29 protein-coding genes are annotated in these 26546 nt (G+C 74.0%); 15 read left to right on the forward strand and 14 right to left on the reverse strand.

From position 1 onward, the window contains the following. Positions 1-5: 5 nt before the first annotated feature. Positions 6-566, forward strand: coding sequence for a GNAT family N-acetyltransferase (locus tag ACWEJ6_RS26010; protein WP_452426833.1), 561 nt, complete (start codon positions 6-8; stop codon positions 564-566). Between the two features lie 13 nt (positions 567-579). Here the strand turns inward: ACWEJ6_RS26010 and ACWEJ6_RS26015 are convergent, their stop codons facing one another. The 6 genes from ACWEJ6_RS26015 to ACWEJ6_RS26040 all read right to left on the reverse strand — a co-directional run bounded on the left by ACWEJ6_RS26015 (position 580) and on the right by ACWEJ6_RS26040 (position 7760). Continuing rightward, positions 580-987: a nuclear transport factor 2 family protein gene (locus ACWEJ6_RS26015; RefSeq protein ID WP_387680738.1), complete on the reverse strand. Its 408-nt coding sequence runs from the start codon at positions 985-987 to the stop codon at positions 580-582. A 151-nt stretch (positions 988-1138) separates the two neighbouring features. After that, complete coding sequence (locus ACWEJ6_RS26020) at positions 1139-2143, reverse strand: C-terminal binding protein (protein ID WP_452426835.1); 1005 nt, start codon at positions 2141-2143, stop codon at positions 1139-1141. Beyond that, positions 2130-3902 carry an IlvD/Edd family dehydratase gene (locus ACWEJ6_RS26025; protein WP_452426837.1) on the reverse strand — a complete coding sequence of 591 codons (1773 nt, stop codon included), beginning with the start codon at positions 3900-3902 and terminating at the stop codon, positions 2130-2132. The genes ACWEJ6_RS26020 and ACWEJ6_RS26025 overlap by 14 nt, the downstream gene beginning before the upstream one ends. A gap of 103 nt (positions 3903-4005) precedes the next feature. Then, positions 4006-4785 carry an LLM class flavin-dependent oxidoreductase gene (locus ACWEJ6_RS26030; protein WP_452426839.1) on the reverse strand — a complete coding sequence of 260 codons (780 nt, stop codon included), beginning with the start codon at positions 4783-4785 and terminating at the stop codon, positions 4006-4008. Further along, on the reverse strand, positions 4785-7115 hold the full coding sequence (locus tag ACWEJ6_RS26035) for an ATP-binding cassette domain-containing protein (protein ID WP_452426841.1): 2331 nt from the start codon (positions 7113-7115) through the stop codon (positions 4785-4787). The genes ACWEJ6_RS26030 and ACWEJ6_RS26035 overlap by 1 nt, the downstream gene beginning before the upstream one ends. Positions 7116-7205: 90 nt before the next feature. Further along, complete coding sequence (locus tag ACWEJ6_RS26040; protein WP_452426843.1) at positions 7206-7760, reverse strand: NADPH-dependent FMN reductase; 555 nt, start codon at positions 7758-7760, stop codon at positions 7206-7208. A 116-nt stretch (positions 7761-7876) separates the two neighbouring features. On the opposite strand from ACWEJ6_RS26040, the gene ACWEJ6_RS26045 reads away from it, so the two are divergent. Then, positions 7877-8794, forward strand: coding sequence for an AraC family transcriptional regulator (locus tag ACWEJ6_RS26045; protein ID WP_452426845.1), 918 nt, complete (start codon positions 7877-7879; stop codon positions 8792-8794). On the opposite strand, the gene ACWEJ6_RS26050 is transcribed toward ACWEJ6_RS26045, so the two are convergent. Further along, complete coding sequence (locus ACWEJ6_RS26050) at positions 8773-9330, reverse strand: hypothetical protein (protein ID WP_452426847.1); 558 nt, start codon at positions 9328-9330, stop codon at positions 8773-8775. The two genes, ACWEJ6_RS26045 and ACWEJ6_RS26050, sit on opposite strands and share 22 nt — an antisense overlap. Before the next feature lie 199 nt (positions 9331-9529). Between ACWEJ6_RS26050 and ACWEJ6_RS26055 the strand changes: the two genes are divergently transcribed. Together ACWEJ6_RS26055 and ACWEJ6_RS26060 are read left to right on the forward strand one after the other, a co-directional pair. Next, entirely contained in the window at positions 9530-10114 is a 585-nt protein-coding gene (locus ACWEJ6_RS26055; RefSeq protein WP_452426849.1) for a cysteine hydrolase family protein, read from the forward strand. Between the two features lie 13 nt (positions 10115-10127). After that, on the forward strand, positions 10128-11030 hold the full coding sequence (locus ACWEJ6_RS26060; RefSeq protein ID WP_452426851.1) for a GlxA family transcriptional regulator: 903 nt from the start codon (positions 10128-10130) through the stop codon (positions 11028-11030). Between the two features lie 71 nt (positions 11031-11101). Here the strand turns inward: ACWEJ6_RS26060 and ACWEJ6_RS26065 are convergent, their stop codons facing one another. Then, positions 11102-11569 carry a cupin domain-containing protein gene (locus ACWEJ6_RS26065; RefSeq protein ID WP_387680762.1) on the reverse strand — a complete coding sequence of 156 codons (468 nt, stop codon included), beginning with the start codon at positions 11567-11569 and terminating at the stop codon, positions 11102-11104. A gap of 75 nt (positions 11570-11644) precedes the next feature. Here ACWEJ6_RS26065 and ACWEJ6_RS26070 point away from each other — a divergent pair, with 75 nt between their 5' ends. After that, positions 11645-12238 (forward strand): pyridoxamine 5'-phosphate oxidase family protein, encoded by a 594-nt coding sequence (locus ACWEJ6_RS26070; RefSeq protein WP_452426853.1) that lies wholly within the window; start codon positions 11645-11647, stop codon positions 12236-12238. 15 nt (positions 12239-12253) lie between these two features. Here ACWEJ6_RS26070 and ACWEJ6_RS26075 read toward each other — a convergent pair whose 3' ends face one another. Then, the gene (locus ACWEJ6_RS26075; protein ID WP_452426855.1) at positions 12254-13231 is read right to left on the reverse strand and encodes a phosphotransferase family protein; all 978 of its coding nucleotides are present in this window, start codon (positions 13229-13231) and stop codon (positions 12254-12256) included. Positions 13232-13336: 105 nt separating this feature from the next. Between ACWEJ6_RS26075 and ACWEJ6_RS26080 the strand changes: the two genes are divergently transcribed. The 5 genes from ACWEJ6_RS26080 to ACWEJ6_RS26100 all read left to right on the forward strand — a co-directional run bounded on the left by ACWEJ6_RS26080 (position 13337) and on the right by ACWEJ6_RS26100 (position 18062). Beyond that, on the forward strand, positions 13337-13831 hold the full coding sequence (locus ACWEJ6_RS26080) for a DUF6653 family protein (protein ID WP_452426857.1): 495 nt from the start codon (positions 13337-13339) through the stop codon (positions 13829-13831). Between the two features lie 45 nt (positions 13832-13876). Beyond that, on the forward strand, positions 13877-14491 hold the full coding sequence (locus ACWEJ6_RS26085; RefSeq protein ID WP_452426859.1) for a TetR/AcrR family transcriptional regulator: 615 nt from the start codon (positions 13877-13879) through the stop codon (positions 14489-14491). A 129-nt stretch (positions 14492-14620) separates the two neighbouring features. Continuing rightward, complete coding sequence (locus tag ACWEJ6_RS26090; RefSeq protein WP_452426861.1) at positions 14621-16132, forward strand: nitrilase-related carbon-nitrogen hydrolase; 1512 nt, start codon at positions 14621-14623, stop codon at positions 16130-16132. Positions 16133-16209: 77 nt separating this feature from the next. Then, positions 16210-17427 carry a sensor histidine kinase gene (locus tag ACWEJ6_RS26095; RefSeq protein ID WP_452426863.1) on the forward strand — a complete coding sequence of 406 codons (1218 nt, stop codon included), beginning with the start codon at positions 16210-16212 and terminating at the stop codon, positions 17425-17427. Between the two features lie 44 nt (positions 17428-17471). Then, positions 17472-18062 (forward strand): response regulator transcription factor, encoded by a 591-nt coding sequence (locus ACWEJ6_RS26100; RefSeq protein ID WP_357978136.1) that lies wholly within the window; start codon positions 17472-17474, stop codon positions 18060-18062. Here the strand turns inward: ACWEJ6_RS26100 and ACWEJ6_RS26105 are convergent. Further along, positions 18052-18696, reverse strand: coding sequence for a TetR/AcrR family transcriptional regulator (locus tag ACWEJ6_RS26105; protein ID WP_397162964.1), 645 nt, complete (start codon positions 18694-18696; stop codon positions 18052-18054). The genes ACWEJ6_RS26100 and ACWEJ6_RS26105 overlap by 11 nt on opposite strands. Positions 18697-18794: 98 nt before the next feature. On the opposite strand from ACWEJ6_RS26105, the gene ACWEJ6_RS26110 reads away from it, so the two are divergent. Beyond that, positions 18795-20231: an MDR family MFS transporter gene (locus ACWEJ6_RS26110; protein ID WP_452426866.1), complete on the forward strand. Its 1437-nt coding sequence runs from the start codon at positions 18795-18797 to the stop codon at positions 20229-20231. On the opposite strand, the gene ACWEJ6_RS26115 is transcribed toward ACWEJ6_RS26110, so the two are convergent. After that, the gene (locus tag ACWEJ6_RS26115) at positions 20170-20649 is read right to left on the reverse strand and encodes a MarR family winged helix-turn-helix transcriptional regulator (RefSeq protein WP_452426868.1); all 480 of its coding nucleotides are present in this window, start codon (positions 20647-20649) and stop codon (positions 20170-20172) included. The genes ACWEJ6_RS26110 and ACWEJ6_RS26115 overlap by 62 nt on opposite strands. A 95-nt stretch (positions 20650-20744) precedes the next feature. Between ACWEJ6_RS26115 and ACWEJ6_RS26120 the strand changes: the two genes are divergently transcribed. Continuing rightward, positions 20745-22151 (forward strand): FAD-binding oxidoreductase, encoded by a 1407-nt coding sequence (locus tag ACWEJ6_RS26120; RefSeq protein ID WP_452426870.1) that lies wholly within the window; start codon positions 20745-20747, stop codon positions 22149-22151. A 46-nt stretch (positions 22152-22197) separates the two neighbouring features. Here ACWEJ6_RS26120 and ACWEJ6_RS26125 read toward each other — a convergent pair whose 3' ends face one another. After that, the gene (locus tag ACWEJ6_RS26125) at positions 22198-22800 is read right to left on the reverse strand and encodes an RICIN domain-containing protein (protein ID WP_452426872.1); all 603 of its coding nucleotides are present in this window, start codon (positions 22798-22800) and stop codon (positions 22198-22200) included. Between the two features lie 125 nt (positions 22801-22925). Here ACWEJ6_RS26125 and ACWEJ6_RS26130 point away from each other — a divergent pair, with 125 nt between their 5' ends. Then, on the forward strand, positions 22926-23507 hold the full coding sequence (locus ACWEJ6_RS26130) for a hypothetical protein (RefSeq protein ID WP_452426874.1): 582 nt from the start codon (positions 22926-22928) through the stop codon (positions 23505-23507). Here ACWEJ6_RS26130 and ACWEJ6_RS26135 read toward each other — a convergent pair. Beyond that, complete coding sequence (locus tag ACWEJ6_RS26135) at positions 23476-24279, reverse strand: class I SAM-dependent methyltransferase (RefSeq protein ID WP_452426876.1); 804 nt, start codon at positions 24277-24279, stop codon at positions 23476-23478. The two genes, ACWEJ6_RS26130 and ACWEJ6_RS26135, sit on opposite strands and share 32 nt — an antisense overlap. 202 nt (positions 24280-24481) lie before the next feature. On the opposite strand from ACWEJ6_RS26135, the gene ACWEJ6_RS26140 reads away from it, so the two are divergent. Then, on the forward strand, positions 24482-24931 hold the full coding sequence (locus ACWEJ6_RS26140) for a hemerythrin domain-containing protein (protein WP_449921691.1): 450 nt from the start codon (positions 24482-24484) through the stop codon (positions 24929-24931). Positions 24932-25008: 77 nt separating this feature from the next. On the opposite strand, the gene ACWEJ6_RS26145 is transcribed toward ACWEJ6_RS26140, so the two are convergent. Then, complete coding sequence (locus ACWEJ6_RS26145; RefSeq protein WP_452426878.1) at positions 25009-26250, reverse strand: multicopper oxidase domain-containing protein; 1242 nt, start codon at positions 26248-26250, stop codon at positions 25009-25011. Here ACWEJ6_RS26145 and ACWEJ6_RS26150 point away from each other — a divergent pair. Next, a partial coding sequence (locus tag ACWEJ6_RS26150; RefSeq protein ID WP_452426880.1) for a hypothetical protein occupies positions 26243-26546 on the forward strand: 304 nt, incomplete at its 3' end. The two genes, ACWEJ6_RS26145 and ACWEJ6_RS26150, sit on opposite strands and share 8 nt — an antisense overlap.

The following is a 26546-nucleotide window of genomic DNA, read 5'->3' on the forward strand; positions in this document are numbered from 1 at the left end:
CAGCAATGTTCGCGATCTCCCTGGGCGACGACGGCGCGGAGCTGCGTCCGCTGGAGCCCTGGCGGGCCGAGGAGTTCCTGAGCCACATGGACCGCGGACGCGAGTTCATCGGACGGTTCATCTCCCTGCCCGACCTCGTCACCGACCTGGAGTCCGCCAGGTCGGTGCTGCAGGCGTACGCGGACAAGGCCGCGGCCGACACCGGGCGGATCTACGGCATCTGGACCGGCGGCAGGCTGGTCGGCGGCGTGCTCTTCCGGACGATGGACGTCCGGCTCGGCACCGCCGAGGCGGGCTGCTGGCTGGAGCCGTCGGCGGCGGGCAAGGGCCTGGTGACCAGGGCCATCCGCGTGATCATCGACTGGGCCGTCGAGGAACGCGGCATCCACCGCGTGGAATGGCAGGCCGCGGCCGGCAACACCGCCAGCATCGCCGTGGCCCGGCGGCTCGGGATGAGCAGGGACGGCGTCCTGCGCGAGAGCTACCCCCACCGGGGCGTCCGGCACGACGTCGAGGTCTGGTCCGTGCTGGCCCCGGAGTGGCGGGCCGGCCGCCGGACGGGCTGAACCGCTCGCGCGGCTACCCGGCTTCGTCCAGTTGCCTGGTGGTCTGGTCGATCCGGCGGATGCGGCCGTCCGGGGCCAGGCGGCCGAACATGAAGACCTCCGCCGTGAAGGTCCTGCCCTTGCGCAGCCTCGTGCGCAAGGTCCACCGGGCGGCGATCCGGTCGCCGGAGACCAGCGTCTCGTGGATCTCGACCCCGGTCCCGTCGCCGGCGGCCATCGCCTCCTGGTCGACCTGCCGCCGGACAGGGCGGACGTGGTCGATCATGCGCTGCCGGTCGATCACGAGCCCGTCGTTGCAGTACTCGAAGTCCGGGACGAAGTAGCGGTCGATGATCGTGGCGGGCTCCTCGGGGGAGACGGCCATGTCCCGGGTGTAGGCGGTCAGGAAGTCGGCGAGGTCGCGCTCGCAGGTGATGCCCATGAAGCGTCCTTGAGGGAGTGGGGGTGGCTGCCGTCCCCGATCCTCGCCGCCCGTGCCCGCTGCCGTCGTCGTACGGCCGGAGACGGTCGACGCTACTCCCGCCGTCGTACGCTCCCCCGCGACTACGGCGCCGGGACCACCCGGCCGCCCGTCAGGGCCGGGCCGTCACCTCGTTCACGGGGCTGCGCGGCGCCTGCCCGGTCAGGACCCGGACGGCCTCCTCCGCGGCGAACCGCCGCACCGTCTCCACCGCCTGCTCGGAGTAGTAGGCGGCGTGCGGGGTGACGATCACGCCGGGCAGCGTGAACAGCGGGTTGTCCGGACGCCAGTCGCGCTGCTTGGCCGGCTCCTCCTCCAGGTCGTCCAGGGCCGCGCCGGCGATCCACCCCTCGGTGAGCGCCTGGTAGAGCGCCTCGTCCTGCACGATCGGGCCGCGCGCGGTGTTGACGACGATCGCGTCCGGCTTCATCCTGCGCAGCGTCGCGCGGTCGAAGGCGTGGTGCGTCCCCGAGGTGAGCGGCGCCTGGATCACCAAATAGTCGGCGCCCGCCACGAGCTCGTCGAACGACACCGGCCGCACGTGGTGCGCCAGGATCTCGGCGTCGTCCAGGAAGGGGTCGTGCGCCCAGACCTCGACGCCGAAGGGCCGCGCGCGGGCGGCGATGAGCTGGGCGATGGCGCCGAAGGACAGCAGCCCGAAGACCCTCCCCCGCAGCCGCAGGATCGGCTCGCCGGTCTGCCATCGCCACACGCCCCGCCGGGTGGCGCGGTCGTACTCGCAGATCTTGCGGGCGGCGGCCAGCCAGAGCGCGACGGCGTGGTCGGCGACCTCCTCGGCGCACCACTCGTTCGGCGCGTTGGTGACCTGGATGCCGTGCCTGGTCGCGGCCTCGACGTCGACGATGTCCACGCCCGTGCCGTAGCGGGCGATCACCCGGCAGCGGGTGAACGCCTCGACGGCGCGGGAGCCGATCCGGGCGTACTGGGTCAGGACGCCGTCGGCGTCCCGGCCCTTCTCGATCACCTCGTCCTCGCTCTTGCACTGCTCGGCGCGGAGCTCGAACCCGGCGGCCTCGACGATCGCGCGTTCGATGTCCACGTCGCCGAAGTCGGAGTCGGCGATCATGACGGTGCCTCTGGCGTCAGTGCGAGTCACGGGGAATCCCCTTGGTGTGTACGAGGTCCTGGTACGACAGGGCCAGCTCCAGGCATCCCCCGCCGTCGAGCTGCCCGACCGTGGCGCGGTAGATCTCCTGCCACGGCGTCTGGTTCTCCAGCGCCGGCGGCGTGTGACGGGCCCACCGTGCGGCGATCTCCTCCTCCGTCAGCAGCACGTCGACGCGCGCGTTGTCCACGTCGACGCGGACGAGGTCGCCGGTGCGCAGGATGGCGAGGTTGCCGCCGGCGGCGGCCTCGGGGCTGGCGTTGAGGATGGAGGGCGCGTCGGAGGTGCCGCTCTGGCGGCCGTCGCCGAGCGTGGGCAGCGTGGTGACGCCCAGCCGCAGCAGCGCGGACGGCGCCTCCATGTTCACCACCTCGGCCGACCCTGGATAGCCGATCGGCCCGGTGTAGCGGATGACGAGGATGCAGCCCTCGTCCACGCCGAGCTCCGGATCCTGGATGCGGGCGTGGTAGTCCTCGGGCCCCTCGAAGACGATCGCGCGGTAGTCGCGGACCGCGCGGAACTCCTCGCTGAGGACGGAGGTCTTCATGACGGCCGAGTCGAACAGGTTGCCCGTCATGATGAGCAGCCCGCCGCGCGCGGCGACCGGGTCGTCGTAGGGGCGGATGACCTCCGGGTCGCCGGGCGGGGCGTCGGCCAGGTTCTCGGCCACGGTACGGCCGGAGACGGTCATGGCCTCGCCGTGCAGCCGCCCGGCCGCCAGCAGCGTCCGCATGACGGCGGGCACGCCGCCCGCGCGGTAGAAGTCCTCGCCCAGGAACTCCCCGGCGGGGGCCACGTCGGCCAGCACCGGGACGTCGGCTCCGACGCGCTGCCAGTCGTGGATCGTCAGCGGCACCCCGGCGTGCCGGGCGATGGCGTTGACGTGGATGGGCACGTTGGTGGAGGCGCCGATGGCCGAGGCGACCACGATCGCGTTCTCGAAGGCCCGCATGGTCATGATCTTGCGCGGGGTGAGGTCCTCGCGTACCAGCTGCACCGCCCGCAGGCCGGTGTCGTAGGCCATCTGCGCCCGGCGGCGGTAGGGCGCGGGGATCGCCGCGCAGCACGGCAGCGACATGCCGAGCGCCTCGGCCAGGCTGTTCATCGACAGGGCGGTGCCCATGGTGTTGCAGTGGCCGATGCTGGGCGCGGAGGCGGCCACGCGCGCCATGAACTCGTCGTAGTCGATCTCGCCGGTGGCCAGCAGCCGCTTCGACTGCCAGATCACCAGCCCCGACCCCGACGCGGCCATGCGCCTGCCCTGGTGGTAGCCGTTGAGCATCGGCCCGCCGGACAGGACGATCGCCGGGATGTTGACCGTCGCCGCCGCGGCCAGGCACGCGGGCGTGGTCTTGTCGCAGCCCGTCGTCAGGACGACGCCGTCGAGCGGATATCCGTAGAGCACCTCGACCAGCCCGAGGTAGGCGAGGTTGCGGTCGAGGGCGGCGGTCGGTCGTTTGCCGGTCTCCTGCAGCGGGTGGACGGGGAACTCCAGCGGGATGCCGCCGCCGTCGCGAACGCCGTCCCTGACCCGGTCGGCCAGGGCGAGGTGGTGGCGGTTGCAGGGCACGAGGTCGCTGCCCGTCTGGGCGATGCCGATGATCGGCCGGCCGGACTGGAGCTCCTTCGGGGTCAGCCCGAAGTTGAGGAAACGTTCGAGGTAGAGAGCCGTCATCTCCGGATTGCCGGCGTTGTCCCACCAGGCCTGGCTGCGCAGGCCGCCGCTCTCGGGATGCCCGGTCGGGCGCATCAGCTCGCTCCTCACTCGCGCGGGCCGCCGGCCGGGCGGTGTCATGGCGCACCCCGGACGGGCGATGACTGGCCTACCCCGCCACCGTCACCGCGCAAACGCCTCAGATCATCGCCGCCATCACCTGCTCGACGCTGCTGACCTCGGGAAACTCGATGAGGCACCACGTCGCGCCCGCGTCCTCGTACGGGCCGGGATGCACCCCCGGCGGGACGCCGACCGCGACCTCGAAGCCTTCGAGCCCGCCCCGGTGCTCGGCGACGACGGCCAGCATCTCCCGCAGCCCCACCGGGGTGGTCTCCGGACAGAGACCGTCGAAGCGGGCGGCGCGGCGGAGCGGGGCCTGCCGGACCGACTGGGCGGCGACCCAGATCGGGATCCGCGGCCGCTGCACGGGCTGCGGCTGGAACGCCAGGTCGTCGACACGGTAGTGGCGGCCCCGGTGGCGGACGGGCAGGCCGGTCCAGAGCCGGCAGATGACGTCGAGGCCCTCGTCCAGCATCTCCGCCCGGACGCGCGGGTCGCCGGTCTCGCCGAGCCTGCTCAGCTCCCCGCCATCGTCCGCGCCCAGCCCGACGCCGAGCACCATCCGCCCGCCGCTGAGCTGGTCGAGGGCGGCGGCCTGCCTGGCCACCTCGTACGGCCTGCGCCGCGACAGCGGCGTGACCCTGGTGCCGATGCGGACGCGCTCGGTGGCGGCGGCGATCGCGGCCAGGGCGATCCAGGCGTCGCAGACGGCCAGCCCCGGGCTCAGCGGGCGCACGACGTGGTCCCACAGGAAGACGCCGTCGAACCCGGCGTCCTCGGCGCGGGCGGCCAGGTCGGCGAGCACCCGCGGATCGGCCAGCTCCCCGAACGGCGGCAGGTACAGCGCGCGGCGCATCACAGCAGGCCCTTCAGGTGCGGCGCGGTACGGCTGCGCGGGCTGGCGGCCACCTGCGCCGGCGTGCCCGCGGCCACCACCGTGCCGCCGGCCGAGCCGCCTCCCGGCCCGAGGTCGATGACGTGGTCGGCGGTCGCCACCACCCGCATGTCGTGCTCGGCGACCACGACCGTGCCGCCGCCGCCGACCAGCTCGTGCAGCCGGTCCATGAGCACGTCGGTGTCGTGCGGGTGCAGGCCGGTGGACGGCTCGTCGAGCAGGTAGATCGTGGACTCGGCGCGGCGGCCCTGCAGCTCGGCGGCGAGCTTGATGCGCTGGGCCTCGCCGCCCGACAGCTCGGTGGCGGGCTGCCCGAGCCGCAGGTACCCGAGCCCGACCTCGTGCAACGTCTCCAGCGGGCGGCGTACCGCGGGGACGTCGCCGAAGAAGCCGGTGGCCTCGTCGACCGTCATCTCCAGGATCTGGGCGATCGTGCGGTCGCGGTAGGTCACCCGCAGCGTGTCGGGGTTGTAGCGGGCACCCCCGCAGTCGGGGCAGGGCGCGTACGTCGTGGGCAGGAACAGCAGCTCGACCGCGACGTAGCCCTCGCCCTGGCAGGTCTCGCAGCGTCCGCCGGGCACGTTGAAGGAGAACCGGGCCGGGCCGTAGCCGTGGGCACGCGCGCCGTCGGTGGCGGCGAACAGCTTGCGCACCGTGTCGAACAGGCCGGTGTAGGTGGCCAGGTTGGAGCGCGGGGTGCGGCCGATGGGCTGCTGGTTCACCCAGACCACCCGCCGCTCCCCGGCGGCCTCGGCGACGGCCGCCAGCAGGCTGCTCTTGCCCGCCCCCGACACGCCGGTGACGGCGGTGAACACGCCCAGCGGCACGTCGACGTCCACGCCCTGAAGGTTGTTGCGGGTGAGCCCGCGCAGCTCCAGCCGGCCCGCCTGCCGGTGCGCCGGCCGTTCCGGCACGACGGTGTGGAACAGGTAGCGGCGGGTCACCGACCCGGCGACCTCGCGCAGCCCGGCGACCGGCCCGCTGTACAGGACGCGCCCGCCGTCGCCGCCCGCGCCGGGGCCGACGTCCACCACCCAGTCGGCCTGGCGCACGACGTCCATGTCGTGCTCGACCAGGCAGACGGTGTTGCCGGTGTCGCGCAGGCGGCGCAGCAGGTCCGACAGCGCGGCGGAGTCGGCGGGGTGCAGGCCGGCCGAGGGCTCGTCCAGCACGTACACGACGCCGAACAGCCCGGCGCGCAGCTGGGTGGCCAGCCGGATCCGCTGCAGCTCGCCGCTGGACAGGGTCGGCGCGGGCCGGGCCACGCTCAGGTAGCCCAGCCCCAGCTCGTCCAGCACCTCGATGCGGTCGAGGATGTCGCGGGTGAGCGCCCCAGCCGGTCCTGGTTCGTCCCGGTGCGGGCGGAGCACGCCGGCCAGTTCGCCCATCGGCATCGCGGCCAGCTCGACGACGGTGCGGCCCGCGTACGTGACCGCCAGCGCCTCGGGACGCAGCCGCCGCCCGCCGCAGAGCGGGCAGGTGCGGGCGGTCATGAACCGTTCGGCGCGCAGGCGGCTCTTCTCGCTGGCCGAGGACGCGTACGCCTTGAGCACCAGCCGCCGGGCGCTGGCGTACTTGCCCTGGTAGGGGCGGTGGATCCGGCCCGCCTCGCGTACGGGATGGACGGTGACCACCGGCTCCTCGTCGGTGAACAGGATCCAGTCCCGCTGCTCCCGCGGCAGGCTGCGCCAGGGCGCGTGGATGTCGTAGCCGAGCGTCGCCAGGATGTCGCGCTGGTTCTTGCCCTGCCAGGCGCCCGGCCACGACGCGATCGCGCCCTCCGCGATGCTCAGCGACGGGTCGGGCACCAGCGACTCCTCGGTGACCTCGTGCAACACCCCCTGCCCCTGGCACTGCGGGCACGCGCCGGCGACGGTGTTGGGCGAGAACGCGTCCGAGTCCAGGCGCGGCGCGCCCGCCGGGTAGGCGCCGGCGCGGGACATCAGCATGCGCAGCGAGTTGGAGACCCGGCTCAGCGTGCCGACCGTGGACCGCGCGGACGGCGTGGACCGCCGCTGGCCGAGCGCGACCGCGGGCGGCAGGCCGGTGATGTCGTCGACGTCGGGCATCGGCAGCTGCTGCAGCAGCCGCCGCGCGTAGGGCGCGACCGACTCCAGGTAGCGGTGCTGCGACTCGGCGAAGATCGTGCCGAACGCCAGCGACGACTTGCCCGACCCGGAGACCCCCGTGAACGCCACCAGCGCGTCGCGCGGGATCGCCACGTCGACGTCCCGCAGGTTGTGCACCCGCGCGCCGCGCACCCGGATGCCGCTGACCACCTCGTCTTCCACTCTGCGCAATCTACCCATCGCCCGCCGTGCGACCGCCGTGCGGCTACCGGGCGGCTCCCGTGCGGCTACCGTGCGGCTACCGGGGCGGGATCAGGCCGCCCGCAGCGGGCGCAGCGCCGAGCCCCAGGCGAGGACCTGGTCGAGGACGGCGTTCAGCCGGTCCTCGTGGGCGGCGGCGGGCTTGAAGCCGTCGGCGAAGTCGGTGTGGATCGACAGCCCGACCTGGTTGGACACGGTGGCCACGCCGAGCAGGCCCAGCACGTGCCGCAGGTGGGCGATGGCCCGGGGCGCGCCGTCCACGCCGTAGCCGACGAATCCGGCCGCCTTGTTGGTCCACTCGGCGTACAGGAAGTCGAGGGCGTTCTTGAGCGCGCCCGGGTAGGAGTTGTTGTACTCCGGGGTCACGATCACGAACGCGTCCAGCTCGGAGACCGTGGCCGACCAGCGCCTGGTGTGCTCGTGCCGGTAGTTGCCCATGGCGGGGTGCTCGGGTTCGTCCAGGTTGCCCAGGTTGTAGTCCTTCAGGTCGATGAGCCGGTAGTCGGCGTCGCCCCGCTTGGCCGCCAGATCGCGCACCCAGTGGGCCACCGCCTCGCCGTTGCGGCCAGGACGGGTGCTGCCGAGGATGATGCCTACCTTGAGCATGTCACTCTCCCTCAGTTCGGTTACGGAAACCAACCGTAGGGAGAGCGACTGAGATACTGAATGCGCTGCAATCCACCATTTATACGCGAGCGTCTCAGCCCTTAGACTCCATCCTCATGGACGTGCTGAGCGACGTGATGGCCTTCATGCGGTGCGGGCGCCCCACCTCCTCCCGCATCTCCTGGCGGGCGCCGTGGGGGGTGGCGTTCCGCTCGGTGCCGGGGTCGGCGGGGTTCCACGTGGTGCTGCGCGGGTCGTGCTGGCTGATCCCGCCGGACGGCGAGCCCGTCCCGCTCAGCGTGGGCGACGTGGTGTTCCTGCCGCACGGCGACGACTTCGGGCTGGCCGACGATCCCGCCCGCCCGCTGGCCGAGGCCGACTGCGAGCCGCACTCGGAGTTGTTCGCGTCGGCCGGGTTCGGCGGCACGGGGGCCGAGACGGTGGTCCTGTCCTGCGGCTACCGGCTCGACCTCGACCGGACCCACCCCATCCTGGGCTCGCTGCCCGGCGTGATCCACCTGCCCGCGACGCTCGGCAGCCGTCCGGAGCTGCGGGCCGCCGTCGAGCTGCTGGCCGCCGAGATCGACGGCCCGCGGCCCGGCACCGACACCGTCGTGTCGTCCCTGCTCGACATGTTGCAGCTGTACGTCCTGCGCGCCTACTTCGAGACCCAGGACGAGCCCTGCACGGTCTCCGGCTGGGCCGCCGCGCTGGCCGACCCCGTCGTCGGCCGGGCGCTCGACGCCATCCACCGCGACCCGGCCCGCCGCTGGACCGTCGAGTCGCTCGGCGCGCACGCGGGCATGTCCAGGGCCGGCTTCGCCCGCCGCTTCACCGGGCTGGTGGGGCAGCCGCCGCTGGCGTACCTGACGTGGTGGCGGCTGATGAGCGCGGCCCGCCTGCTCCGCGAGTCCGACGCGCCGGTGGCGCGGGTGGCCGAGCAGGTGGGGTACGGGTCGGAGTTCGCCTTCGGCAACGCCTTCAAGCGCGAGTTCGGCGTCGCCCCCGGCCGCTACCGCCGGTCGGCGGCCTGATCCCACGGGCCGGCCGGGTCAGGGCCCCATCGTTCCTGGGCGTACTGGCGGCGGACGCCGGCGGACTCGCCGATCCGGGTCCAGGAGCGGCCGTCCTTGCGGGCCGCGCGCACGGCGGCGTCCAGGTGGCCCTGGGCCCGGCGCACGGCCTCGGCGGCCTGGCGGACGGCGACCAGGCTCGGCGGGTCGAGGTGCGTCTCCCACTCCGCGCGGATCGCGACGGCCACGTCGTCGGGGGCGGCGCCGGACAGCAGGCATTCGCTCAGCGCGTAGATGCGCCGGGCCGCGAAGTCGTGGCGCGTCTGGGCCACGCGTTCCCACAGCGGCCCCTGCCATCCGCAGGCGCAGTGGCCGCGCCAGCCGATCGCGGTGCGGCCGTCCACGACGTCGCCGCGGCCGTAGCCGATGCGGCCGTCGGAGCCGATCAGGTGCACCCTCGCCCCGCCGTCGGCCGGGCCGGTGGAGACCCGCCCGTCCGGGAAGACGGCGGCATCCCAGCCTTCGTGGCGTCCGTCGTCGCCCTCCCACCACTTCATGACACGCCCCCTCCAGAGATCGTCCGGATCAGCTGGCGCCTCCATGGTGGCAGGCGGCACCGGCCCTTGCGAGGGCCCGCGGATTACGGTGTCACGCTGGGGGGATATCGGCCCGGCGGCGGGGCCCGACTGGATCGGTCCACACGCTGACCAGGTCGTGCCTTCCGCCCGGGCGCCTCGTCCGGCCAGCCTGGGTGGCATGATCAGCGCCCTCGTCGTCATCGACGTCCAGAACTCCTTCCTGCAGCTGCCCGACTGGCGGCACACGTCCAGGCCGGACATCGTCCCGCAGGTCAACCGCCTGGCCGCGGCCGCCAGGCAGGCCGGGGACGCGGTCGTGTGGGTGCTCGGGTCGCGGCCCGGCTCGGGCACGGTCTTCGATCCGGCCCGCGGGTACGTCCAGCTGATGGACGGCCTGGAGCCCCTTCCGGACGAGCCCGTCCTCACCAAGTCGGCGCACAACGCCTTCACCACCACCAATCTCCACCAGTTCCTCACCCGGCGCGGCGTGAGGCGGCTGACCGTCTGCGGCATCCGGACCGAGCAGTGCTGCGAGACCACCGCGCGCCTCGCCTCCGACCTGGGCTTCGAGGTCGACTTCGCCATCGACGCCACCGCCACCACGCCGCTCCCCCACCGCGACGCGCCCGGCGACGTCCCCTTCGACGAGCTCGTGCGGGATCCGCGCACGCTCGGCGTGGACGAGATCCTCGCCCGTACCGAATACGCTCTGTCGGGTCGTTTCGCCACGATCAGGACCGTGGACGAGCTCACCGGGAACTGAGGAGGCGCCGGTCATGTCCCGAGTCGTCTTCCTGCTCATCCCGCGGGTGCACCTGCTCGACGTGGCCGGGCCCGCCCAGGTGTTCTCCACCGCCGCCGACCTCGGCCGGCCGTACACCATCGACTACGTCGCCGAGGAGCGCGAGGTGGCCAGCGTGCAGGGGCTGACGCTGCACGCGCGGACCTCGTGGCCGTCACTGACACCCGACGACCTGATCGTCGTGCCGGGCTGGCGGGGGCCGGCCCGGCCGGCGAGCGGCGAGACGTTGCGCCGGCTGCGCGAACACCACGCGTCGGGCGGCACGGTGGCCGGCGTGTGCGCCGGGGCCGACGCGCTGGGCCGGGCCGGGCTGCTCGACGGCCGCCGGTGCACGACCCACCACACCGTCCAGGACGAGCTGGCCCGCCTCTATCCGCGGGCGAGCGTCGCCCGGGACGCGCTGTACGTCGCGGACGACCGGATCGTCACCTCGGCGGGCGTGGCCGGCGGGATCGACGTGGCGCTGCACCTGGTGACCACCCGGCACGGGCCGTACGCGTCGGGGCAGGTGGCCCGCGCGATGCTCGTGCACGCCCACCGCGACGGCACGGCGGAGCAGGTCAGCCCGCTGCTGCGACGGCGTTCGCACGTGGACGAGACGGTCCACCGCATCCAGGACCTGATCGAGACCCGGTTCACCGAGCGGCTGCCGCTGAGCCTGCTGGCCGGGGCCGCGGGATGCAGCGAGCGCACGGTGACCCGGCTGTTCCGGCGCGCGACCGGGCTCACCCCGCTGGCCTACCAGACCGCGCTGCGGCTGGAGCGGGCCGAACACCTGCTCGGCCGCGGCGCGACCGCCGAGGTCGCCGCGCGCGAGGTGGGCTTCGCCGACGCCCGGATGCTCCGCCGGCTGCGCACCCGCGCGACGGCCTCCTGACCTCCGGCGCGGGGGCCTGTGGGCCGGTGCGGCTGCCTCCTGACCGTCGCCGCGGCAGGCCAGGCGGTGGGTCAGAGCGAGGTGGTGCGGTAGCGGGAGCGGAACTCCGCGAGCAGCTCGTCGGTGATCTGCGCGCCCGCGGCGACGGCCGCGTGCACCTCGCGGAAGTATCCCTCGTAGCCGGCGGGCGTGTAGAGGCACAGCGCGCGCACGGTGCCGTCGCCGGCGTTCCGGAAGCCGTGCGGCGTGCCGCGCGTCGCCGCCAGCAGGTGGCCGGGGCCGACCGTCACCTCGCCGGCGCCGTCGTGCAGGGTCAGCTCGCCGTCCAGGACGTAGAAGTACTCGTCGTGGCCGTGGTGGACGTGCGGGCGCGCCCCGACGACGCCCGGGTCCAGCGTGAACTCCTCGAACGCGAACCGGTCCCCGGTGTGCTCCCCGGTCAGCCGGAAGAAGTGCCGGACCCCGGCGACGTCGATGAGCTCGCCCTCGGCGGGACGCCGGAGCAGGGGACGCGGTTGCGGGCCCTCGTTCGCGATCATGCCGGGCATTCTGCCACCCGCGGGACCGACGCCCCTCACCCCCACACGAAACCGCGAAAGGGGATAATCCGGATCATGGGAAAGACCTACGACCGGATCGACGGCCGGTTGCGCGCGTTCATCGAGTCCCAACCCATCTTCTTCACGGCGACCGCTCCCCTGGCCGGCGACGGCACGGTCAACCTCTCGCCCAAGGGCCTGAAGGGCTCGTTCGCCGTCCTGGACGACAACACCGTGGCCTACCTCGACTTCGCCGGCAGCAACGCCGAGACCATCGCCCACCTGCGCGAGAACGGCCGCGTCACGCTGATGTGGTGCGCCTTCGACGGCCCGCCGAACATCGTGCGCGTGCACGGCCACGGCGAGCCGGTCTTCCGCGACGACCCCCGCTGGGCCGGGCTGCTGCGGCACTTCCCGGACATCGACCCCGTCCCGCACGGCCTGCGCGCGATCATCGTCGTGACCGCCCGGCTGATCCGCGACACCTGCGGGTACGCCGTCCCGTTCATGACCTACGACGCCGACCGCCCGCTGCACGGCTCGCGCTTCGCCCGCGAGGACGACGAGTCGCTCGACGCGTACTTCCACAAGAAGGAGCACGTGGCGACCAGCATCGACGGCCTTCCGGGGCTGCCGCTCCCGCTGCCCCCGCTCCCCCGCGAAGCCTGACCGGACGGGCCGGCGTCACAGGACGGCGAGGGCCTTGGCGATGTTCCATTCGGCCAGGTCCAGCATCCAGCGCCGGTTGGGGAAGTCGGTGTCGGCGATGCGCAGCGGGCCCTCGATCAGCGAGAGCACCTGCGCGTACCGGTAGAGCTCCAGCCGGTCGGGGTCGAGGGCGGGCGGGCGCAGCGCCGGGTAGGCGTCCTCGAAGCGCATGCGCAGCCAGGCGTGCTCCCACTCGGCGTCGAAGTAGGTCAGGCCCTCGAAGTCGATCATGACGGGTTCGCCCGCGGGCGTGACGAGCACGTGGTCCGGCCCGAGTTCGCCGTGCACGAGCCCGTACCGTTCGCGGGGGGCGACCGCGTCGCGCAGGCGGCGCACGTGGGCGGCGATCCGCTCGTGCGCCCGGCCCATCCGGGCGTCGCGGTCGGCGACGGCGGCGAGATGGGCGAGCGCGCGGTCCAGGACGACGTCCTCGGCGGGCCGGGACGCCCGGGTCCGGCCGTCGGCCAGGTGGGCGAGCTTGCCGTAGGACGGGCCGAGGGTGGTGTGCATGCGGCGCAGGGCGTCGCCGAGCGCGGCCAGCGGCCGGGCGGCGGCGGCCGGGTCGCGTTCCATCAGGGTCTCCAGCGTCGTGGCGCCCGCGTCCTCGGCCAGGGCGAGGGCGGCGCCGAGGTGACGGCCGCCGGGGTCGAGCGCCAGCAGCCGGGGCACCCGCACGTCCGCCGCGGTCAGGGCCGCGTGGCCGGCGGCGAACAGGTCCGCTCCCGACGCGTCGGTGAAGGGGTCGTCCTCGACCGCCGGGGACGGCGGCCAGTAGTTCTCGCCCTCCGCCCAGACGTAGAGGATCACGCTGGTCGCGTCGTCCAGCCGGAGCCGGTAGACGCCCTTCTTGCTGCCGCCGGTCAGCCGGTCGAGCGCGGCCGGCCGCCGGTCGGCGCCGAACTGCTCGGCGACCAGGTCGCGCACGTCGTCGGGCCGCAGGAATGTTCGGGTCATGATCGTTTTCTATCACCTCGGGCCGGTTGAAAACAAAACTCTAAACTGATTTTATGGATGCAGAGCGCCGGGGAGGTCCCGGCGGTTCCCCCGCAAGGAGCGACGATGAAGCTCACCCAGGCCGCGGCCGCCACGTTCGGACTCGACGACGAGGCATGGAAGCGGCACGCCAACCCGTGGAGCGTTTGGACCCGGATGGCCGGGCTGGCGCCCATCCTGCTGCCGATCTACTTCCGCGAGGCGCTCGGCTGGTGGTCCCTGGCCCCGATCGCGGCGGGCGTGATCTGGATGTGGCTCAACCCCCACGCGTTCCGGCCGGTGCACGAGCCGCGCAGCTGGGCGTCGAAGGGCATCTACGGCGAGAAGCTGTACGCCGCCGACCACTCGCCGGCCGCCGCGGCGCACCGCCAGATGATCCGCCGGCTGCTCGCCATGGCCGCCGTCGGCCTGGGCGTCATGGCGTACGGGCTCGTCCGCGTGGAGCCGTGGCCGTCCCTGTTCGGCCTGACGCTCATCATCGTCTCCCAGCTGTGGCAGATCGACCGTTTCGTGGCCATCTACGAGGAGGGCCTGCGCCGCGCCGCCACCGCGGGTTCGTGAAACCATCTGATCGGCATAACTGGTCGTGCAGGAAGGTTGTCCCCGATGCCGCCCGCGTTCACCGCAGAGGAGAAGGCCCGCATCACCGCCCTGTTGCTGGCGAACGGCGAGAAGCTGTTCACCGGCCAGGGGCTGCGCAAGACCTCCCTGGAGGAGCTGATGGCCCCCACGGGGGTGGCCAAGAGCAGCTTCTACGTCTTCTTCGACTCCAAGGAGGCGCTGTACCTGGAGCTGATGCTGCGCCAGACCGGCGAGGTGCGGCGGCGGGTCATCGACGGCGCGCTGATGAGCGCCGACGACCCGCGCGAGGCGCTGCGCCGGTTCCTGCACGCCACCGTCGAGGAGCTGTCGGTCAACCCCCTGTGGCGTCGCCTGATGACCCATCCGGAGGAGATGCAGGCGGTGGCCCGCAAGCTCGACCCCGAACGGGTCGCCGCGATGTCCGGCAGCCCGGCCGCCGCCCTCACCGAGTACGTCACCGCCCGCCGGGCCGCGGGCGAGCTGGTCGACGCCGAACCCGCGGTCATCATCGGCGTGCTGCAGTGCGTGCTGCTGGTGCCGATGTTCGCCGAGCGGCTCGGCGATCCGGACCTGCACCCCAGGATCATCGACCTGCTCATCGACCTCGTCGCCGCGGGGCTGGCCCGTCCCGGCGGCTGACCTCCCCGCAGACGGCCTCCCCGCAGATGACCTCCCCGCAGAGGGCCTCCCGGGGGTGGAGATAACTACAGGGGGAGTCGAGAGTCAGCCGCAATGGCGGCCGCCGTGCGATCGGCGAGGCTCCTGTGCATGGCAAACACCGCAACCACGACCATCCCCCACCTGGCCGGCGGCCGGCGAAAATACGCCTGGCTGGCGGCGGGGATCGTGCTCGGGCTGTTCGGCACGAACAGCGAATGGTCGGTCCCGCTGGCCGGATGGCTGTTCTCCATCGGCCTCATGCGCTTCACCCGCAGCTCGGGCGTCCCGGCCGGCCTCGCGGCCGTCGGCCTGTCGGCCGCCGCGACGACGGTGGTCTTCGTCGCGGCGGCGGGCGGGCTCACCGTCCCGCCGATCCTGCTCGGCTGCCTGCTGCTCAGCCTGGTCCTGAGCCTGCCGCTGCTGGCCGACCGGCTGCTCGTCCGGCGACTCGGCCCGGTCACCGGCACGCTGGTCTTCCCGGCCGCCCGGGTGACGGCCGAGTTCCTGATCGCCACGGTCAGCCCGCTGGGCACGATCTTCGGGCCGCTGGCCGCGACGCAGTCGGCGAACCTGCCGCTGCTCCAGACGGCGTCCGTCACCGGCGTCTACGGGATCAGCTTCCTGATGGCGTGGGCCGCGCCGGTCGTCAACCTCTTGCTGGAACGCCGGGTGGCCTGGCCGTCGGTCCGGGGCGTCACGCTGACGTACGTCTCGGTGCTCGTCCCGGTGCTGCTGGGCGGCGGCCTGCGGCTGGCGGCCGCGCCGGCCGCGCCGGAGCTGGTGCGCGTCGCCGGGATCAGCGCCTCGCCGGCCGCCGAGAAGCGCATGCGGGAGATCGACAACTTCCACACCCCGCGGGTCCTGCCCGAGCAGAAGCCGACGCTGCGCAAGGCGTTCGCGGTGATCGACGACGACCTGTTCGCCCGCACCCGGACCGAGGCCGACGGCGGCGCCCGGATCGTGGCCTGGGCCGAGACCGCCGCGGTCGTGCTCGGCGAGGACTACCCCGGCTTCCTGCGCAAGGCCCAGGACCTGGCCAGGGAGAAGGGCGTCTATCTCGACATGGGGGTGGCCGTCGTCCTCGACGGGGAGCCGCGCTCCCGCGACCTGGCCGTGCTGGTGACGCCCGAGGGGCGGGTGGCGTCGGTCTTCGACAAGGCGCATCCGGTGCCCGGCATGGAGAGCCTGCGGCCGGGCGACGGGGTCGTGCCGGTGACCGGCACGCCGTACGGGAGGCTGGCCCACGTCATCTGCTTCGACGCCGACTTCCCCGCCACGCTGCGCACCCGCGCCGACGTCATGTTCGTGCCGGCCAACGACTGGAAGAGCATCGAGCGCATGCACGCGGCGAACGCGGTGTTCCGGGCCGTGGAGAACGGCTACAGCCTCGTCCGGACGGCCAGCAACGGCCTGGCGATCACCGTCGACCCCTACGGCACCCCGCTGGCCAGGGCGAACTACTTCGGCACGGCGCGGCAGAGCATGGTCGTCTCCGTCCCGACCCACGGCGCCTGGACGCTGTACGGCCTGGTCGGCGACCTGTTCGCCGGGCTGTGCGCGGCCGCTCTGGCCGGGCTGACCGGGCTCGCCGTGCTCCGGCGGGCCGCGTACCGGGGCTGACCATGGGATTTCCGGAGGAAGGTGCGATGATGCCACGGGCGCGGAACGCGAAGACGCGGACGACGGGGAGACGAGGGGTGAAGGCGAGACTCACGACGCCGGTGCGGGCGCTGGCCATGATCGGGCTGTCGGTGGCCGGCGTGCTCGCGGCCGTCCTGGTCGTGCTCGGCGCGGTGCCGGCGGTGGCCGGCGTGGGCCGGGGAGCGTTCCGGCAGGCGGTGTCGCTGCAGCGCGCGGTCGCCGACGCGGCCCGGCGGCTGGCCGGCCGGCTCGGCGTGCGCGTCGAGCGCCCCTACGGTCCGGGGACGGACGCGTCCGCGCTGCTGAGGGACCCGGCGACCTGGCGGGACGTGCTCTGGGGCGTCCTCGACCCGCTCATGGGCACGTGGGCGTCCGCGCTGGCGCTGGGCATGCCGCTGTACGGCCTGTACGGCGTGGCCGTGCAGCCGTTCGTGTGGCGGGCCAACCTGCGGGCCGGCGGCGCGAACGCCTACGGCGTCATCCACGTCACCTCGACGGCCGCCGCGCTGGCGGCGATCCCGGTCGGGCTGGCGCTGATCGCGCTCGGCCTCTACATCGGCCCCCCGCTGCTGCGCCTGCGCGCCCGCTGGGCCGGCGCGCTGCTCGGGCCGTCGCGCAGGGCCGCGCTGGAGCAGCGGGTCGAGACGCTGGTGGAGACGCGCGCCGACAGCGTCGACGCCCAGGCCGCCGAGCTGCGCAGGATCGAGCGCGACCTGCACGACGGCGCGCAGGCCCGGCTGGTCGCCCTGGGCATGGGGCTGGGCCACGCCGAGCGGCTGTTCGACGAGGACCCTGAGGCGGCCCGCGCCCTGCTGGCCACGGCCCGCGAGTCCTCCTCCAAGGCCCTGGACGAGCTGCGCGACCTGGTACGCGGCGTGCATCCGCCGGTCCTGGCCGACCGCGGCCTGGCCGACGCGATCCGGGCCCTGGCGCTGGACTGCCTGCTCGACGTCGAGGTCACCACCGACCTGGCCGGACGGCCCGCGCCGCCGGTGGAGTCGGCCGTCTACTTCGCGGTCAACGAGCTGCTCGCCAACACCAGCAAGCACGCCGGGGCGGCGACGGTCCAGATCACGCTCGCCTACCGGCACGGGCTGCTGAGCTGCGACGTCGTGGACGACGGCGGCGGCGGCGTCGATCCGGCCGACGGCACCGGGCTGCGCGGCATCCAGAGCCGGCTGGCCGTCTTCGACGGGACGATCGCCGTCGACAGCCCGCCCGGCGGGCCCACCCGGGTGCATCTGGAGGTGCCGTGCGCGATCAGGTCCGAGTAGTCGTCGCCGAGGACCTGTTCCTCATCCGGGACGCGCTGGTCCGCATGCTGACCGAGCACGGCTTCACGGTCGTGGCCGCCGTCGACAACGGGCCGTCGCTGCGCAAGGCGCTGGCCGAGGAGCGGCCGGACGTGGCGGTCGTCGACGTGCGGCTGCCGCCGTCGTTCACCGACGAGGGGCTGCAGGCCGCGATCCAGGCGCGCCGCGACCGGCCCGGCTTCCCGGTGCTGGTGCTGTCGCAGTACGTGGAGCAGCTCTACGCCCGCGAGCTGCTGGCCGACGGCGCGGGGGCGGTCGGCTACCTGCTGAAGGACCGGGTGGCCAACACCGGGCAGTTCATCGACGCGGTCACCTCGGTGAGCCGGGGCGGCACGGCGATGGACGCGCAGGTCATCGCCAAGCTGCTGACCCGCGGCGACGCGCGTGGCCGCACCGGCGAGCTGAGTCCGCGCGAGCGGGAGGTGCTGAGCCTGATCGCCGCCGGGCGGTCCAACACGGCCATCGCGCACCAGCTCGTGATCTCCGCCAGCGCGGTCAACAAGCACATCTCCAGCATCTTCGGCAAGCTCCAGCTGCCCGAGTCCGAGGACGACAACCGCCGGGTCCTGGCCGTCCTGGCCTATCTCAACCGCTGACCGGGGCGCGGCGGGCGTAGTCGCCGATGGCGGGCCGCAGCAGGTCGTAGGCTTGCCGCGCGGTGCGGGCGAGGGCCGCGAAGATCTCCTCGGACTCCTCCCCCGCCAGGACCCGGCGCTGGGCCTCGTCGAACAGCAGCCGCTCCACCCCGGCGAGCGCGGCGGCCACCAGGCGGGGCGTGACGCCGCCGTCGCCGGTCTCCTCGGCCAGGACGGCGGCCAGTTTGGCCTCGGCCTGGTCGTGCAGCTGGCGCAGACGGGCCCGCAGCACGGGCGTGTCGCGTACCAACCGCTGCCAGTCGGCGCCGGCGTCGGGGATCGCGCCGTCGCGGCGGCGCAGCCGTTCGTCGTAGTCGCGGTGGGCGGCCTCCAGGGCCGACTCGCCGGGCTCGCGCCGCGACACGGCCCTGGCCAGGCCGTCGACCACCTCCTCGTGCCGGTCGAGGATGAGGTCCTCCTTCAGCGGGAAGTGGTTGGTGACGGTCATCTTGGCCACGCCGGCGGCGGCCGCGACGTCGGCGATGGTGACGTCGTCGTAGCCGCGCTCCAGGAACAGGCCGGTCGCGACGTCGGAGATGAGCTGCCGGGTCTGGTGTTTCTGGCGCTCCCGCAAACCCTTGGATCGTTCGGTCACGAGCTGTGCCCTTCCGCGCGTTCATTAGGTTTGACCTAGCGATTAGGTCGGACCTAGTGTTTGGAGTCGTCCTAGTCAATCGATCCTAAGGGTGCTCGATGACCGCCACCTCTGCCGCCGGGGCCGCGCGCGACCGGCTCGACCCGCACCTGCTGCGCATGGGGATCGTGCTGATCGCGGCCCCCATCCTGGCCACGATCGACGCCACCGCCGTGGGCATCGCGGCCGACGCGATGGCGGCGCACTTCCGCACGTCGCTGACCGACGTGCAGTGGGTGGCGGCCGGCTACCTGCTCGCGATCGCGGTGGTCATGCCCCTGTCGGGCTGGCTGAGCCGGCGGTTCGGGGCCAAGCGCACGTGGATGGCCGCCGTGGCGGTCTTCACCGCCGGCTCGGCCCTGTGCGGCCTGGCCTGGTCGCTGCCGGCCCTCATCGCGTTCCGGCTCGTGCAGGCGGTCGGCGGCGGGCTGATGAACCCCGTGGGCCAGACGATCCTGGCCCAGGCGGCCGGGCCGTCCCGGATCGGCCGGGCCATGAGCGTGCTGACGATCCCCGTCATGTTCGCCCCGGTGCTCGGGCCGATCGTGGGCGGCCTGGTCGTCCAGCAGCTCGACTGGCGCTGGATCTTCTACCTCAACCTGCCCGTCTGCCTGCTCGTCCTGCCGGTGGCCGCCCGCGTCCTGGCCCGGAACGAGGACGAGGACGGGGACGGGGACGGGCCCGGCGGCGCGCCCAGGCTCGACCTCCTCGGCCTGGCGCTGCTCTCCCCCGGCCTGGCGGCGGTGGTCTACGGGCTCACCATGGCGGGCGGGCGCGAGGGGGCATGGACGCCCGCCGTGCTGGTCGGCGCGGGGCTGGCGCTGGTCGGGGGCTACCTCGTGCACGCGCTGCGCACCCGCCGGCAGCCGCTGATCGACGTACGCCTGTTCGCCAAGGGCGGGTTCACCGCGGCCTGCGTGGCGCTGTTCCTGCTCGGGGCCTCGCTCTACAGCTCCATGATCCTGCTGCCGCTGTTCTTCCAGCACGACCGGCACGCCGACACGCTCTCGACGGGCCTCCTGCTCACCCCGCAGGCACTCGGGGCCGCCGCCGGCTCGTTCGCCGCCGGGCGGCTGGCCGACCGCCACGGCCCGCGCGCCGTCGTGACCGGCGGGCTCGTGCTCTCACTGGCCGGGCTGCTCGCCTTCACCCAGGCCCCCGCCCGTCCGGACACCTGGCTGCTGACCCTCTGCCTGGTCCTGTACGGCCTGGGCATCGGCGGCGTCTCCGCGCCCACCATGGCCGCGGCGTACGCCTCGGTCGACCGGCAGCAGACGCCGGGCGCCGCCGGCGCGCTGAACGTCGTCAACCGGCTCGGCGGCTCGCTGGGCACCGCCATCCTCACCACCGTCCTGGACAGAGGGCTACGCCAGGGCGACGGCCCGGCGCACGCCTACGGCACCGCCTTCTGGTGGGCCTTCGGACTGTGCCTGGTCACCCTGGTTCCGGTGGCCTTCTTCCGCTCGGCGCGGCGTGATGGTCGGCCAGGCGGGTGAGCAGGTCGACCAGGCGCTCGCGGTCGGCGGGGGGCAGCGGGGCGAGGAACTCGTCCTGGGCGCGGGCCAGCAGGCGGTCGAGCTCGGCCAGCCGGCGGCGGCCCTCCGCCGTGATGGTGACGATGTTGCGGCGGCGGTCCTCCGGGTCGGGCGCGCGTTCGACGAGCGCGCGCCCGGCCAGGTCGTTGACGGTCGCCACCATGTCGCTGCGGTCGATGCCGGTACGCCGGCCGAGCGCCGCCTGGCTCGCCGGGCCGTACTCCTCCAGCGCGGCGAGCAGCGCGTAGTGGTAGCGCCGGACCTGGGCCTGGGCGAACGCCTGGTCCACGATCCGGTTGGCGGCCAGCGCCGCGTGGTTGGTCAGCCTGCTCGGCAGCGCGCGCAGCCGCTCGGGCGGCCTCCCCTCCGGGATGTTCACAGAGGCAATCTAACAAGTCGTTGGCACCACCCACGAATGTCTGTATTGTTGGCTGAACCAACGTTGGTCCAACCAACTATTGAGTGAGGTGCATCATGTCCGACGTCCGGACCGGCCCGACGCACGACGTGGCGGCCCTGGCCGCGCTTATCCGGGGCCGCACGCTCCTGCCGGATGACGAGGGCTTCGCGGACGCCTGCTCCGGCTGGCTGCTGACGGTCCAGCACCGGCCCGCGGTGGTCGTGGTCGCCGCCGACGCCGGCGACGTGGCCACCGCCGTCACGTACGCGGCCCGGACGGGACGCGCGGTCGCGGTGCAGTCCACCGGGCACGGCAAGTCGCTGCCCGCCGACGGAGCCGTCCTCATCGCCACCGGCGAGCTGCGCGAGCTGTCGGTGGACCCGGACGCCCGCACCGCGCGGATCGGCGCGGGCCTGCGCTGGGGCGAGGTGGTCGCCGCGGCGGCCCCCCACGGGCTCGCGCCGCTGTGCGGGTCGTCGGCCGAGGTCGGGGTGATGGGGTTCCTGACCGGCGGCGGGCTCCCGCTGGCCGCCCGCACGTACGGGTTCGCCGCCGACCGCGTCCGCTCGCTGGACGTCGTCACCGCCGACGGCCGGCTGCGGACCGTCTCGCCCGGCGCGGAGCCCGACCTGTTCTGGGCGGTACGCGGCGGCAAGGGCAACTTCGGCGTCGTCGTCTCGGCCGAGATCGAGCTGCTGCCGCTGCGCACGGTCCACGGCGGCGAGCTGTACTACCCGGGCGAGGACCCCGGGCACACCGCCCACGTCCTGCGCTCCTACCTGGCCTGGGCGAAGGAGCAGCCGGAGGAGATGTCGTCCTCCGTGACGCTGGTGCGTTTCCCCGACGCGCCGCAGTTGCCCCGGGAGTTCCGCGGCCGCTCGATGGTGCAGGTCCGGACGGTGTACGCCGGGGACGAGGAGCAGGGCGCCCGGCTGGTGCGGCCGTTGCGCGCGCTCGGCCCGGAGAAGGACACCTGCGCGACCATCCCCTACAGCCGGATCACCGAGATCTACCAGGACCCCCGTCACCCGGTCTCGGCGCACCTGCGCAGCGCGCTGCTGCGCGAGCTGGACGACGACGCCGCCGCGGAGCTGGCCTCGTTCATCGACCCGGCCCGGACGCAGGGCCCGTTCCCCGGCATCCAGCTGCGCCACCTCGGCGGGGCGCTGGACCGGCCGCCCGCCCGCCCGCACGCGGCCGGCACCCGGGGCGCGGCCTTCCTGCTGTGGATGCGGCTGCCGGCCCCGCCCGGACGCGCCGAGGCGGCGCGCGCGGTCGCCGACGAGGTGCTGGACCGGCTGCGGCGCTGGGACACCGGCGCCCTGCTGCCGGGCTTCCTGTTCGACCACGACGCCACCCCGGACGCGGTCAGGCGGGCCTACTCCGAGGCGGACCACCGGCGGCTGTCCGCGCTCAAGGCCCGGTACGACCCGGACCGGCTGTTCCGCGTCAACCACAACATCGCCCCGGCCGCGTCGTGAGGCGGCGCCGGCCCGGAGGGAGCCGGGCCGGCGCCGTCCGGCCGGGTCACACCGGCCGGAAGTACCACAACTGCTGGCCCGCGTACTCGTCGCAGGTCCACTGCTGGATGTTGGCGCCGTTGTGCGTCCAGCCGTGGTCGACGTCGAGGCACTTGCCGCTCTTCTGGTTCTCCAGGAAGTAGAAGGTGTTCCACCACGCGTCGGTGTAGGCGTACTTCCAGCGCCACATCTGCTGCGGGACGTTCACGCACTGCCACTGCTTCACGTTCGCGCCGTCGAAGGTGTAGCCGTTGTCGACGTCCAGGCACTTGCCGCTGTGCTGGGCGCGCAGGAAGAACCACTCGCTCCCGGGGGCCACCCGCTGGTACTGCCAGTGCTGCTGCGGGACGTTGACGCACTCCCACTGCTTCACGTTGGCGCCGTCGAAGGTGTAGCCGTTGTCGACGTCCACGCATTTCTCCGGCGCGGGGAAGCGCCGGCGGATCTCGAACAGGTAGGACCAGGGCTCGGCGAGCGTGCGCCCGCGGGCCGCCACGGCCCCGGAGGCCGGGGCCGCCGCCGACCACAGGGGCACGGCGACCGACACGACCATGATCACGGTCAGCAGCCCCCGGCGGCCGATCTGTCGAAGATGTACGCCCTTGCGCACCGCATGCTCCTTTCCGGTGTTCCGTCACTTGCAGGGTGCGCCGGCGGCGGCGGGAGGGCATGAGTACCGCCCTACTCAGGTGGGCGGGCTGGCCATCGAGGGGCAGGAGCGTCCATGATCGGCTCATGCTCAGCACCAGTGAGGGCGCGCCGACGAGCGCCTACGTGACCCGCCGGCCGCTGCTCGCCGGCGCCAACCCGTACGTCACCCTCTACGACGGCGACGTCCCCACCGGGTACGCCTCCCTGTGGCAGGTCGACTGGTCCACGCACGGCGCCGGCGCGGTGATGGTGGTGTGGACGCCCGCCGGGCTGCGCGTCGTCAGCGACGACCCGGAGCTCGGGACGTGGATCGAGGAGCACTTCGTCCGGCACTTCGACGAGGCCACGGCGCTGCCGTCCTGGCCCGCCGCGCGGGTGCAGCGGGCCGCCGTGGACCTGCGCGTGGACCCCGCCACGGGCACGCACGCGACGGCGGCCGGCCTGGCGGTCACCATCACCGGGCCGCTGGACGCCAGGCCGTTCTCGATGGCCGACTTCCCGCTCCTGGGCGTCAGCCACGGGCTGTCGATGCAGATCATCCCGTGCGAGCACGCCTCGATCACCGTGGACGGCGTCCCCGTGCCGGGCCGGCCGGCCGTCACGTGGCCCGGCGGCCGGCCCGTCTCCTCGGCCATCACCACCGTCCACGAGGCGTGGAGCAGGTGAGACCGGACGCCCGCCGCGCCCCCGCTCCGGGTGAACGGCGGGCCAGCAGGGCGAAGCGGTGGGCGTGGGCGGTCAGCGGCCGGCCGCCCGCCATCCGGTCGTGCAGGGCGCGCAGGCGGTGGCCGTACCGGACGGCGTCGAAATCGGGGACCTGCCACGGCACCATCCGCAGGAACAGCACGAGCGCCCCGACGTCGTGGAACGTCGTCCGCACCCGCGCCCGCGCGGTCCACGTCACGGTGAGCCCGGCCTCGGCCAGCCCGGCGGCGGCACGGGCGAGGTCCCAGCCGCGGTACGCGAGCGGCGGCGCGCCCAGGGCCCTGTTGACCTCTTCGAGGTCGCGGCCGCCCACCTGCTGGGTGACGAAGACCCCGTCGTCGGCCAGCACGCGGCGGACCTCGCGCGGGTCGTAGGACTCGTGCCGGTTCGCCACCACGGCGAACGCGTCGGCGCGGAACGGCAGCACGTCGTCCTCCCGGATCGCGGCCACCTCGACCCCGAGCGGCTCCAGGCGGCGGCGGGCGATCGGCAGGTTGGGCGGGTGGCCCTCCGTGGCGGCGGTGCGCGGCGGCAGCGGCGTCAGCCCGGCCAGGAACTCGCCGCCGCCGGTCCCCATGTCCAGCAGCGAGGCCGCGCCGGTCAGCCGGTCGCGCAGGAGGCGCTCGTAGCTCCAGGGCAGCGGCTCCTCGACGACCCGGCCGCGCAGGGCGGTGAAGTCCCAGCCCTCGATCGCCGCCGCCGACGCCCGCGCGACCAGTTCGCCGTACTCCATGGCGGTGATCGTCCCCGACGCCGCGGGCGCCCGTCACGTGGTTTTCCGACGGAGGTCGGGGGCGATCCGGGACTTTCGGCCCTGACCGGCGCGTCGTCCCGCCGGGAAGGGTGGAGGCGAGGGGCGGCCCGGGGAGCGGTACGCGTATGCGCGCGCCCCGGCTGCCGCCGTCGAGAAGCGACCCTCCTGCAAGGACGTGACCATGTGCAATTACTGCGGCTGCCGGGAGTTCCCACTGATCGGCCGCCTGTCCCAGGAGCATTGGGACATCCAGGAGTGCGCGGGGGCGCTGCGCCGCGCGATCGGGGAGCTGCGCCACGGTGACGCCGTGGCGCTGCTGGCGGACCTGATGGCCCGGCTCGTCCCGCACACCGACACCGAGGAGCGCGGGCTGTTCGCCGAGCTGCGCGCCGAGGGGTCGCTGGCCGAGGAGGTGGAGCGGCTGTGCGCCGAGCACGCCGACATCCACGGCATCCTCGGCGCGATCGACCCGGCCGCGCCCGACTGGCCCGCCGTGCTGGACGCCCTCGACCGCCTCCACTGGCACATCGACCACGAGGAGCACGGCCTGTTCCCGGCGGCCGTCATCATGCTGCCACTGGCCGCCTGGGACCGCATCACGCCCGACCAGTCCCCGGCGCCGGCCGGCTGACCGGCCCGGCTCACCGGCCGAGCGTACGCGTCCTCGCGGCGGCGGGCCGGTCCTCCGGCGGGTCGGTCCTGCGGGGGTCAGTTCTGCGGTGGGGCGCCGACCTTGAACAGGCCGTGCGCGCCCGCCTCCGCCTGCCGCATCGTGTGGTCCACGATCGGGTACGTGCCCGCCTCCGGGAAGACCAGTTCGGCGAAGCCGCCCTGCGCCGGGGCCAGGTCGAGGGCCTGCGCGCCGCCCGCGTCCTCGGTGCGCAGCCGGTAGGCGCCCTCCTTGTAGACCGTGTCGAACGGCGCGCCCACCACGTGCAGCGACGTGCCCGAGCTGGGGCCGGCGGCCACCGCCCAGATGCGGACCCGCTCCCCCGCCGTGGCCGCCAGCGGGGCGTGGTCGTAGCCGGCGGCGGTGCCGTTGAACATCCAGCCGTCCGGGGCGCCCTGCCGGATCTTGGCGACCTGCGCCGGGCCGCCCGGCTCGCCGAGATACAGCTCGCCCTGGACCAGCAGGTACTCGCGGTCGACCGCGGGCAGGTCCGGCGGGTCAATGACGACGGCGCCGTACATGCCGTTGGCGATGTGCTGGGTCATCGGCATGGTCGAGCAGTGGTAGAGCCATGCCCCGGCGTGGTCGGCGCGGAAGCGGTAGGTCAGCCGCTCGCCCGGCTGGATCGTGCGCATCGGCCCGTCGGGTGCGGTGGCGCCGGCGTGGAAGTCGATGCCGTGGCCCATGGTGGCGGCGTTGACGAACGTCACGACGAACACGTCCCCGACCTTGCCGCGCAGCACCGGGCCGGGCATGGCGCCGTTGAACGTCCAGACGCGCTGCCGCACCCCGGGCGCGACCTCCTGGACGAGCCGGTCGTCGGCGCGGATCTCGACGTGGTGCTCGGTGCCGCCGGGCGCGGGCCTGAGCGTCGCGTCGTGAGGTCGCCAGCCGGACGACATGGGCGCCGCCAGGTCGAGCGGGCCGGGCACGGCGGGCATGGCGGGCATGGTGGGCATTGCGGGCATGGTGGGGGCGGCTTCGGTCGTCGTGTGACCGGTGTGGCCGGTGGCCTCCTGGGGGCGGGACGCCGCCGAGGCGCCGGTCGGGGCCAGGCGCATGGTCATGCCCGCGGCGCGGTGCCCGGCGACCGTGCACCAGCCGTCCACCGGACCGCCCAGCGGCGCCAGGCGCAGCGTCGCGTTCTGGCCGGGGGCCAGCATCGGGGTGCGTTCGCCGGTGGCCAGGCGCAGGTCGTGCCGCTGGGCGTCGGCGTTGGTGACGCGCAACGTCAGCACGGTCCCCACGGGGGCCTCGATCACGGCGGGACGGATGCGCATCCCGGACAGCGTCACCTCGACCGTGCGGGAGCCGGTCGCGGTCACCGTCGCCGGTCCTGACCCGCCGGACGTGGCGACGACCACCGCGGCGGCCGTCAGCAGGCACCCGGCGGCCACCCCGGCGACGGCGGGCAACGCCCGCCGCCACCCCGGCCCGCCCTCGCCCCCGCCGCCCGGGGAGGCGACGCGCGGGGAGGCGACGCGCGGGCTGCGGGTCAGGACCTACGGCGAGCAGGGCGAGGACTACCGGGTGACCGGCGTGCGTCCCGACGGCTTCGGCACGGTGTTCTCCATCG

This window comes from Nonomuraea sp. NPDC004702 (assembly GCF_053601695.1).

Excerpts from the sequence above, each read along its gene's own strand:
- ACWEJ6_RS26010 (WP_452426833.1), top strand. The coding sequence starts at position 6 with ATGTTCGCGATCTCCCTGGGCGACGACGGCGCGGAGCTGCGTCCGCTG.
- ACWEJ6_RS26015 (WP_387680738.1), bottom strand. The coding sequence starts at position 987 with ATGGGCATCACCTGCGAGCGCGACCTCGCCGACTTCCTGACCGCCTAC.
- ACWEJ6_RS26025 (WP_452426837.1), bottom strand. The coding sequence starts at position 3,902 with ATGCGCCCGACCGGGCATCCCGAGAGCGGCGGCCTGCGCAGCCAGGCC.
- ACWEJ6_RS26030 (WP_452426839.1), bottom strand. The coding sequence starts at position 4,785 with ATGCGCCGCGCGCTGTACCTGCCGCCGTTCGGGGAGCTGGCCGATCCG.
- ACWEJ6_RS26040 (WP_452426843.1), bottom strand. The coding sequence starts at position 7,760 with ATGCTCAAGGTAGGCATCATCCTCGGCAGCACCCGTCCTGGCCGCAAC.
- ACWEJ6_RS26045 (WP_452426845.1), top strand. The coding sequence starts at position 7,877 with ATGGACGTGCTGAGCGACGTGATGGCCTTCATGCGGTGCGGGCGCCCC.
- ACWEJ6_RS26050 (WP_452426847.1), bottom strand. The coding sequence starts at position 9,330 with ATGAAGTGGTGGGAGGGCGACGACGGACGCCACGAAGGCTGGGATGCC.
- ACWEJ6_RS26055 (WP_452426849.1), top strand. The coding sequence starts at position 9,530 with ATGATCAGCGCCCTCGTCGTCATCGACGTCCAGAACTCCTTCCTGCAG.
- ACWEJ6_RS26060 (WP_452426851.1), top strand. The coding sequence starts at position 10,128 with ATGTCCCGAGTCGTCTTCCTGCTCATCCCGCGGGTGCACCTGCTCGAC.
- ACWEJ6_RS26065 (WP_387680762.1), bottom strand. The coding sequence starts at position 11,569 with ATGATCGCGAACGAGGGCCCGCAACCGCGTCCCCTGCTCCGGCGTCCC.
- ACWEJ6_RS26070 (WP_452426853.1), top strand. The coding sequence starts at position 11,645 with ATGGGAAAGACCTACGACCGGATCGACGGCCGGTTGCGCGCGTTCATC.
- ACWEJ6_RS26075 (WP_452426855.1), bottom strand. The coding sequence starts at position 13,231 with ATGACCCGAACATTCCTGCGGCCCGACGACGTGCGCGACCTGGTCGCC.
- ACWEJ6_RS26080 (WP_452426857.1), top strand. The coding sequence starts at position 13,337 with ATGAAGCTCACCCAGGCCGCGGCCGCCACGTTCGGACTCGACGACGAG.
- ACWEJ6_RS26085 (WP_452426859.1), top strand. The coding sequence starts at position 13,877 with ATGCCGCCCGCGTTCACCGCAGAGGAGAAGGCCCGCATCACCGCCCTG.
- ACWEJ6_RS26090 (WP_452426861.1), top strand. The coding sequence starts at position 14,621 with ATGGCAAACACCGCAACCACGACCATCCCCCACCTGGCCGGCGGCCGG.
- ACWEJ6_RS26100 (WP_357978136.1), top strand. The coding sequence starts at position 17,472 with ATGCTGACCGAGCACGGCTTCACGGTCGTGGCCGCCGTCGACAACGGG.
- ACWEJ6_RS26110 (WP_452426866.1), top strand. The coding sequence starts at position 18,795 with ATGACCGCCACCTCTGCCGCCGGGGCCGCGCGCGACCGGCTCGACCCG.
- ACWEJ6_RS26120 (WP_452426870.1), top strand. The coding sequence starts at position 20,745 with ATGTCCGACGTCCGGACCGGCCCGACGCACGACGTGGCGGCCCTGGCC.
- ACWEJ6_RS26130 (WP_452426874.1), top strand. The coding sequence starts at position 22,926 with ATGCTCAGCACCAGTGAGGGCGCGCCGACGAGCGCCTACGTGACCCGC.
- ACWEJ6_RS26135 (WP_452426876.1), bottom strand. The coding sequence starts at position 24,279 with ATGGAGTACGGCGAACTGGTCGCGCGGGCGTCGGCGGCGGCGATCGAG.
- ACWEJ6_RS26140 (WP_449921691.1), top strand. The coding sequence starts at position 24,482 with ATGTGCAATTACTGCGGCTGCCGGGAGTTCCCACTGATCGGCCGCCTG.
- ACWEJ6_RS26145 (WP_452426878.1), bottom strand. The coding sequence starts at position 26,250 with ATGCGCATCCGTCCCGCCGTGATCGAGGCCCCCGTGGGGACCGTGCTG.